The sequence below is a fragment of the Microcystis sp. M113S1 genome, assembly GCF_020246945.1.
Classification (GTDB): Bacteria; Cyanobacteriota; Cyanobacteriia; order Cyanobacteriales; family Microcystaceae; genus Microcystis.
Genome location: NZ_JADBSA010000194.1, coordinates 1 through 7845, shown reverse-complemented (window position 1 = coordinate 7845; position 7845 = coordinate 1). Strand labels below are relative to the sequence as shown.

Sequence of the window (7845 nt, the reverse complement as noted above, 5' to 3'; positions counted from 1 at the left end):
TGTCAGTCTGTAGAGCGACCATAAGACCAGAACAGATTTACTCTGTTAAGGCAGGTGCGGAACCCCGCAAGGGAAAGAAGCAGAAACCTAAATCGTGAGGTTTGGGAATCACCGTCCGTTTACGGCGGTGAGGATGTCAAGAATTGTCCTACCGAAAATCTCAAAAAAAAATCGCCCCGCCTAGCGGCGGGAGACAAAGGGCAAAAAGGCAAAAGAGCAAAGGGTTAAAGTCCTGGGGAGACACACGCAACCCGAAAACCGTCGTAGTCGCTGTGGTTGTCGGGGTCGTTCCTGCCGCGGTTGGCAGAACGACGGCTATAAGGGCTATTGCCCCAAGAACCGCCGCGCAGACATTTTCGAGACTGAGAACGATTATCATTATCAATCCACGCCGTGCCATCATCCGGCGCTCCAGCATAGCTATCATGCCAATCGTCTTCGCACCACTCCCAAACATTGCCACTCATGTCATGTAGTCCCCAAGCATTGGGCTTTTTCTGTCCTACGGGATGAGTTTTGTTATTAGAATTTTCTCTACCCCAAGCGTAATCTCCTAACTGATTAGCATCATCACCGAAATAAAAGCGAGTAGTAGTCCCCGCACGACAAGCATACTCCCATTCCGCTTCTGTGGGTAGGCGATAGGTTTTCCCTGTTATTTGACTCAATTTCTGACAAAAAGCTTGAGCATCGTTCCAACTAACCTTTTCTACCGGATTTTGGGGATTATTTTTAAAGTGAGAGGGATTGTTTCCCATTACCGCTTGATATTGTGCTTGAGTAATGGGATATTTGCCGATGGCAAAACTGTTGACTTTAACTTGGTGTGGAGGCTTTTCATAATCTCTTTCAGAAGAACCCATGAGAAATTGACCTGCTGGTAAGCTTACCATCTCTAGTGTGACTCCCTTGGCTAGGTTTTCGGTAAATGGAGTAGGTGAAGCAATTGGGGGTATTGATGACACAGGCATCCTGACTGCTGCTTGTGCTTGTTGAACAGGTTGTAAAGCATTTAAAACCTGTTGTGCCGTCCATCTTTGTTTTCTATCTTTTTGCAAACACCCTTCAATAATTGGTTTAAACTCTTTCGGTAAACTAGGGATTTGTAGCTCACAATTCATCACCTTTGCCATTAATTGGTTAATATCATTATTAAACTTATAGGGAAGTTGATTAGTCGTCATTTCGATTAACATAATACCCAATGACCACAGATCCCAAGCCGATGAAATATCACCTTTAAAGGCTTCGGGAGGCATATAAATAATTGTCCCGCTATTATGTACTGTTTGAGTGTGGCTTTTGTTATTTAAAGTTCTAATTAAGCCAAAATCTGCTAACTTGTATTGTTGATTAACCCTCAGGATATTACCCGGTTTTAAATCTCGATGGACTTTATTTTGTCCATGAAGATAATTTAAGCCTTGGGCGACTTGAGCAGTAATATTTTTAATCTCCCCCGATGACAAACCGCCTTTTTGAATGTGATTTTCTAGGCTACCCTGTGCCAGTTCCATCACTAAATAAAGCATCTCCGTATTGAGAAAACGAAATTCCCCCACGGAATAAGCTTTAATTAAATTAGAATGTTCTAATTTTCTGGCATTTTGTAACTCAATTAATTTATCATCGCTACTTTCGGGAATAACTTTAATTGCCACTTCTTGAACCGATGTATTTCTGACTATTTCACTGGCATGAAATACACCTCCAAAACCCCCCGCACCGATAAACTTATTCAGACGATAAGAGTTTATTTGTTGTCCTTCTAACATCTTCATCATTTGGTCTAGCATGATAATAACTCCTGAATTAGTCAATTTTTCCGTTAAAATATTGTCATTGGTTAGACTCTGTTTTAACCTTTGTTTCTCTATTTTAACTTGAGCTTTTAGCTTTGCTGTGCCATGGGGAATAATGGTTTTACTCTGCTTAATTCAACCTATAGCCGCAAAAACTTTGACCTCATCATCCCATTCTAGTAAAGGGATTGCGAGAGATTAAACAAACCTATGACTATTTCCCTAAAACTCCATCACCCCATCCCCCACTCCCCCAAAAATATTAAGAGATGTAACTATTTACCCCCAACCCAGAAAGTGATTACTCAACAGGGGTGAGATCAGGATAGTCTAGATCGAGCAGTCAGATAGATGTTTAGTTAAATTCCTACTTCAGATATGTCCGTTTCTAGTCCTCCTCGTTCCCTGCGTATCGGTTCCCGTAAAAGTCAGTTAGCCCTAGTACAAACCTACTGGGTACAGGCAGAATTGAGTAAACACCACCCCCATCGACAGTTTGAGGTGGAGACGATGAGTACCCAAGGCGATAAAATTCTCGATGTGGCCCTGGCGAAAATCGGTGATAAGGGTTTATTTACCAAAGAATTAGAAGTGGGAATGTTGGATAGATCGATCGATCTTGCTGTCCATTCTCTCAAGGATCTGCCCACTAATTTACCCGAAGGCTTAATCTTGGGTTGCGTCACGGAAAGAGTTAATCCGGCCGATGCTTTGGTGGTAAATAGCAAAAATCAAGACTATCAATTAGATAATTTACCAGAAGGTTCAGTAATTGGGACTTCTTCTCTGCGTCGATTGGCCCAGTTGCGTCACCATTATCCCCATCTGACTTTTAAAGATGTGCGCGGCAATGTCAACACCCGTCTGGCCAAACTGGACGCGGGAGAATACGATGGGATTATTCTGGCAGTAGCCGGGTTAGAAAGGTTAGGATTAGGCGATCGAGTTCATCAGGTTATTCCGGCGGAAATTTCTCTCCATGCGGTGGGACAGGGGGCTTTAGGGATAGAATGCCGCGATGCTGATCCGGAGGTCTTGGAAGTCCTAAAAGTGTTGGAACACGCCCCTAGCCGCGATAAATGCTATGCTGAACGCGCTTTTTTACGGGAGTTGGAGGGGGGCTGTCAAGTTCCCATCGGAGTGAATACGGCGATCGAGGATGGTATCCTAACTTTAACGGGTATGGTGGCTAGTCTCGACGGTAAGCGCTTGATTAAGGACTCGGTTAGCGGTGATCCTAGCCATGGGGAAGCTTTAGGACGAGATTTAGCCCATAAACTGCGCGATGCTGGTGCTGGAGAGATTTTAGCCGAGATTTTCGCTGAAGTGGGACGATAATCAGTGATCGGTTATCAGTTATCAGATTTGAGTTTTAAGTGAGCGGTATTAGAAGGTTCAATACAAATATGGTCAGATATAGTCAAGCAAGGTAATATGAGGACATGAAACTATCAGACTATCACTGTCGAGTCAAGAGCCAAAAATACAAATAGAGCGAGAACTGTCGCTCTTGCAGTTCCCGCTCTATTATTGTTGTATGGTTGGACTGTCTAACTCCCAAATATTGACCTAAATTAGTACAACTCTTCTTCTTTGTGGGTGACGATCACACAGTCAGAAGTAGGATAGGCGACACAGGTGAGGACATAACCCGCTTCAATTTGATCGTCATCTAAGAAAGATTGATCGGATTGATCAACGCTACCGGATTCGATTTTACCAGCGCAAGCAGAGCAAGCACCAGCACGGCAAGAAAAAGGTAAATCTAATTTTTTTTCTTCTGCTGCCTCGAGAATATATTCATTATCGGGAACATCAATTGTATGGTCGCCATCGGGTGTTTTCAGGGTGACTTTATAAGTGGTTGTCTTTGTTTTCTTTGCCATAGGTTGTTGCTCAATCTCAAAATGCCTTCTCTCGCCGTTTAGACTGAACGGGTCGAATTAGTTTCCTTTTTGATACTACGGGAAAATTTACCATGCTCAACTTAGCATTAGTAATGACAGCCTTAAATAAACTTAAAATAATATTTACTTATCTCTTAGATAAATAACCCCCGCTAGTTGTGGATGAATCGTCAAATAATTTCATCAATCTTTAGGTAATAAGTAGTTGGATAACATTAAAGTTTTTTAGCTATAGCAAATAATGGGTTATTTAGGACGCTTTCAATTTTCAAACTCTTATCTGAACAGGGTTTCAGCGATGGATTGTCCTAAGCACCTTGGTCTTTGCTATATCAGCTAGAAAAGCTAAAAAAGAGTTGGGAGTGGGCGAGATGGAGAAGAAAAAAGCTTAATCCTGCAAAAAAGCGAGAGGATAACTCATATTCTCAGCAAAACCCAAGATACCTCGATCTCGATGCTCATAGAGTAAATTTTCTTGATTATCAAATAAAAAAGTCCCTCCCCGTTGGGTGAGATAACTACTATCAGGAACATAGGTTGGCCAATTGCCCAAAACTTGACTCATATTACGCAGTCTCAGGGTGGCTAATTCAAAAGGTCGCTGAAAACCTTGACCCCCAGCAAGATTGAATAGGGAACCCCGGAAAGGTGGTAAAGGCCGCGCTTGAATTGTTTCCTCCTCGGCAATTAATTGGGGGGCTTTGCGATCGCCAAGATAACCCCGCAGCACTTCGGCCAGAGTCCCCGGACTACCCACACCCGCACACATGAAAATTAGATTTAACCAAGCATTTTGCCCGGGGGAAAATCTGGGTAATTTTAACGATAAACCGCGATACAGTCCCAATAAATTATGTAATTCGGCTTTGGGGTCAACAAAAAGCCAATCTTGCCGAAATTTCGTATATTCAGCGAATTTTAAACCTGAATTGCGATCGCCGATACCGATGGCCCGAATGGTTATCCCGGCATTTTGCCAAAGGGCTGCCTCTTTTTCTAACCACCAAGCGTATTCGAGACTGTCAAAATCTCCCAATTGCGGCCAAACAAGAATTAAAAGACGTTTATACCCAGTACAATCGCTTAAAATTGGCACTATTTGCCCATCGCTGACCCTTTGGCGTTGAATTGTTGAAAATATTTCATAGCTGCTGCTCATAGGTAAATTTCTCCTAATAAAACCGCTGCTTTTGCCCCCGTGACTTTCGGTAAATTACCGGGGAAATTGTGCCAGCGCCAATAGGCCAAGAGGGCAAAAGCGATCGCTTCTTTAAAATCGCTATTTAATCCTAACTGATCGGTGGTCAAAAGCTTGACATTTGACCCCAAATGTGCTAGGAGTCGTTGGCGCAGGTAGGCATTGCGAGCGCCACCACCGCAGAGCAGCACTTCCGCAGGCATTTCTGGCAAAAAGGTTTGATAGCTGTGGGCGATCGAAATGGCGGTTAAATCGGTTAAACTAGCCAACCAGTCGGCATCACTGAGGGAATAAGCTTGGGCATCCTGGCGCAATTGGGCTAGATAGGCGGGGCTAAATAACTCTCTGCCAGTGGATTTAGGAGGATATTGTTGAAAATAAGGCTCCTGTAGCCATTTATGAACTAATTCGGAGCAGGGTTGACCCTGAGCCGACCATTGACCGTTATGGTCGTAGGTTTGTTGGCCTTGGCTCAAAAATTGTACGGCCAAATCGATGAGGACATTACCGGGGCCAGTATCCCAACCGAAAATTTTTTGCTGCCAATTTTCCCTTTGTCGGGGGGGTAGATAGGTTAAATTGCCAATACCACCGATATTTTGGACGCAGCGGGTTTTAGTGGGGTGAGAGAGCAGATAAGCGTCAATTTTCGGCACTAGGGGCGCACCGTGACCAGCTTGGGCGATATCGGCAGCGCGAAAATTACTAATGGTGGGAATACGGGTAATTTTTGCGATCGCTGCTCCCCGTCCTAATTGTACTGTGTAACCGAGGCGATCGTTTTCGGGGGGTCGATGAAAAACGGTTTGACCGTGACTGCCGATTAATTGGGCTTTTGGGGCTTCTTTTTGGATATTTAAAGCGGCATGGGCGAATTCTGCGGCGATATCATCATCTAAGCTGGCTAAAGCTTCAATAGATAGCTTTTCTCCCCCACAGACTTGCAAAATTGTCTCTCGTAATCGGGGGGAATAGGGATAGGTTTCTCCAGCTAATAACTGCACCTGTGGAGATTCCACAGTACCGCTAATCTCCACTAAAGCGGTATCGATGCCATCCACCGATGTGCCACTCATTAAACCGATAACTAACAAGTTTTTTCCCTCAAGTGTCGATTGTTGATTATTTTATCCCCCCCCGACAATAGTAACAATTTCTAATTTATCCCCCTCCTTGATTTCGGTGTTTTCCCAATACTGACGATGGAGGATTTCCCCGTTATATTCCACGGCAACTAACCGAGGATTCATGCCCAAATTTTCTAGCATTTGCGGTAGTTTAGTTGCGGGTAAACAGGTTTGAGTTTTGCCGTTGATTTGCAAGGTTATTTCTGACATGGATTTGGATATGAACGAATCAAGTTAATCGGAGGAGACAGTATTCTCCGAGACAGTATTCTCCGAGACAGTATTCTCCGAGACAGTATTCTCCGAGACAGTATTCTCCGAGACAGTATTCTCCGAGACAGTATTCAGGAGATTATTTTTATTTATTCTTTCTACACCCCATCTCCCCATTTCCCCATTTCCCCATTTCCCTACACCCCACACCCTACACCCTACACACCACTCCCCCGTTCCCTACTTTAATTGGTTTAATAATTGTTGGGTGATGACCTCGGGATGCTGCGCTTCCATGATGGCCCGGACTACAGCTACCCGCTGCGCTCCTGCCTCTAAAACCTCTTTAATGTTACTACTATCAATACCACCGATCGCAAACCAGGGTAAAGGGCAATTTTCCCGCGCATAACGGACATATTCCAATCCTGCGGGTGCTTTTCCCGCTTTCGTGGGGGTGGCATAAACTGGACCGACTCCCACATAATCGGCCTTTTCTTGGATTGCTTTGGCCATCTCTTGGGGATTAGTGGTGGACCGGCCGATAATTGCCGTCGGGCCGAGAAATTGCCGCGCTAGGGAAATCGGTACATCCTGTTGACCGAGGTGAACACCATCGGCAAGAATGGCCTGAGCAATATCGACGCGATCGTTCATAATAAACAAAGCATCGTAACGGTGGCATAACTCACACAGTTTAGCGGCCTCTTCTAAACGAATGGTATCAGCGGCGGTTTTATGGCGGTACTGCACCAATTTTAAACCTCCTTTTAGGGCTAATTCGACGATTTCTAGGAGATTTTCCACAGGAGAAGTGACTAAATAGAGGGGAGATGCTTGCAGTTTTTCCAGAGGTGGAGAGATTAATAGTTTACTCTCTAGCTGATAAACCCGATAGCGCAGCTGTTTACAGGCTATCCCTAGTTCCAGATCATAGAGTTTACCGTATTCTTCTAAAACCCTGAAAGCCTCCTGTACGCGAGCGAGATTGGCCTGCAGCAGTCCCTCGACAGTCTCGCGGATTTCTTCCCTGGGATGGCTTAAATCCCTGCCGATATCGCCGGCTGTGTCCCGATGTCGTTTAAGATCGATCGAGTGCCAACTAGCTAATTGATGGCGCATTTCTTTACATTCTTGGGCTAAATCGGGATTATCTAAGCCAAAACGACACCATTCTTCGATAATTCGCAGTCCTTCTCTGGCGCGGTCAAGGTTAGCATCAAGAATCCGTTTAATCGCCGTAGTTTCTAGTTTCATCGAAAATTTTGGGTCTGAAACCCCGTCGTTCTACGACGGCTTTACTGTTAAATATTAACACATTTACCAAATATATGCTAAAATGTGAGACATGGAAAAAGCCTATTGGTTTCGATTTTACCCCACACCAGAACAAGAGTCGCTATTGCGGCGCACTTTGGGCTGTGTAAGATTAGTTTACAATAAGGCACTCCATCTCAGAACACAAGCATGGTACGAAAAGCAAGAAAGAGTAGGATATGCTCAAACTTCTTCGATGCTAACCGATTGGAAAAAGCAAGAAGAATTAGACTTTCTCAATGAAGTAAGCTGTGTACCTTTGCAACAAGGGTTAAGACACC

At 44.3% G+C, this 7845-nt stretch carries 8 protein-coding genes; 2 read left to right on the top strand and 6 right to left on the bottom strand.

What is annotated here, in order from left to right; genetic code table 11:
• Positions 1 to 224: 224 nt before the first annotated feature.
• Positions 225 to 1796 (bottom strand): SUMF1/EgtB/PvdO family nonheme iron enzyme, encoded by a 1572-nt coding sequence (locus IM319_RS09865; RefSeq protein WP_287735472.1) that lies wholly within the window; start codon positions 1794 to 1796, stop codon positions 225 to 227.
• Positions 1797 to 2180: 384 nt separating this feature from the next.
• On the opposite strand from IM319_RS09865, the gene hemC reads away from it, so the two are divergent.
• Positions 2181 to 3140, top strand: a complete 960-nt coding sequence (hemC, locus tag IM319_RS09860; protein WP_002778319.1) for a hydroxymethylbilane synthase — start codon at positions 2181 to 2183, stop codon at positions 3138 to 3140.
• 236 nt (positions 3141 to 3376) lie between these two features.
• On the opposite strand, the gene IM319_RS09855 is transcribed toward hemC, so the two are convergent.
• The 5 genes from IM319_RS09855 to IM319_RS09830 all read right to left on the bottom strand — a co-directional run bounded on the left by IM319_RS09855 (position 3377) and on the right by IM319_RS09830 (position 7504).
• Positions 3377 to 3688: a 2Fe-2S iron-sulfur cluster-binding protein gene (locus tag IM319_RS09855; RefSeq protein ID WP_287735471.1), complete on the bottom strand. Its 312-nt coding sequence runs from the start codon at positions 3686 to 3688 to the stop codon at positions 3377 to 3379.
• A gap of 409 nt (positions 3689 to 4097) precedes the next feature.
• A complete protein-coding gene (locus IM319_RS09850; protein ID WP_287735470.1) occupies positions 4098 to 4868 on the bottom strand; it encodes a peroxiredoxin-like family protein in 771 nt (256 codons plus the stop codon).
• Positions 4865 to 6001, bottom strand: a complete 1137-nt coding sequence (locus IM319_RS09845) for an anhydro-N-acetylmuramic acid kinase (protein WP_425185033.1) — start codon at positions 5999 to 6001, stop codon at positions 4865 to 4867. The genes IM319_RS09850 and IM319_RS09845 overlap by 4 nt, the downstream gene beginning before the upstream one ends.
• Before the next feature lie 33 nt (positions 6002 to 6034).
• Positions 6035 to 6244, bottom strand: coding sequence for a sulfur carrier protein ThiS (gene thiS / locus IM319_RS09840; protein WP_002751314.1), 210 nt, complete (start codon positions 6242 to 6244; stop codon positions 6035 to 6037).
• A 243-nt stretch (positions 6245 to 6487) separates the two neighbouring features.
• A complete protein-coding gene (locus IM319_RS09830; RefSeq protein WP_287735468.1) occupies positions 6488 to 7504 on the bottom strand; it encodes a thiamine phosphate synthase in 1017 nt (338 codons plus the stop codon).
• A gap of 91 nt (positions 7505 to 7595) precedes the next feature.
• Here IM319_RS09830 and IM319_RS09825 point away from each other — a divergent pair.
• On the top strand, positions 7596 to 7845 hold a 250-nt coding region (locus IM319_RS09825), incomplete at its 3' end, for a helix-turn-helix domain-containing protein (protein ID WP_287735467.1).

Coding starts and splice junctions, on each gene's coding strand:
- IM319_RS09865 (WP_287735472.1), bottom strand. CDS start 1,796: ATGCTAGACCAAATGATGAAGATGTTAGAAGGACAACAAATAAACTCT.
- hemC (WP_002778319.1), top strand. CDS start 2,181: ATGTCCGTTTCTAGTCCTCCTCGTTCCCTGCGTATCGGTTCCCGTAAA.
- IM319_RS09855 (WP_287735471.1), bottom strand. CDS start 3,688: ATGGCAAAGAAAACAAAGACAACCACTTATAAAGTCACCCTGAAAACA.
- IM319_RS09850 (WP_287735470.1), bottom strand. CDS start 4,868: ATGAGCAGCAGCTATGAAATATTTTCAACAATTCAACGCCAAAGGGTC.
- thiS (WP_002751314.1), bottom strand. CDS start 6,244: ATGTCAGAAATAACCTTGCAAATCAACGGCAAAACTCAAACCTGTTTA.
- IM319_RS09830 (WP_287735468.1), bottom strand. CDS start 7,504: ATGAAACTAGAAACTACGGCGATTAAACGGATTCTTGATGCTAACCTT.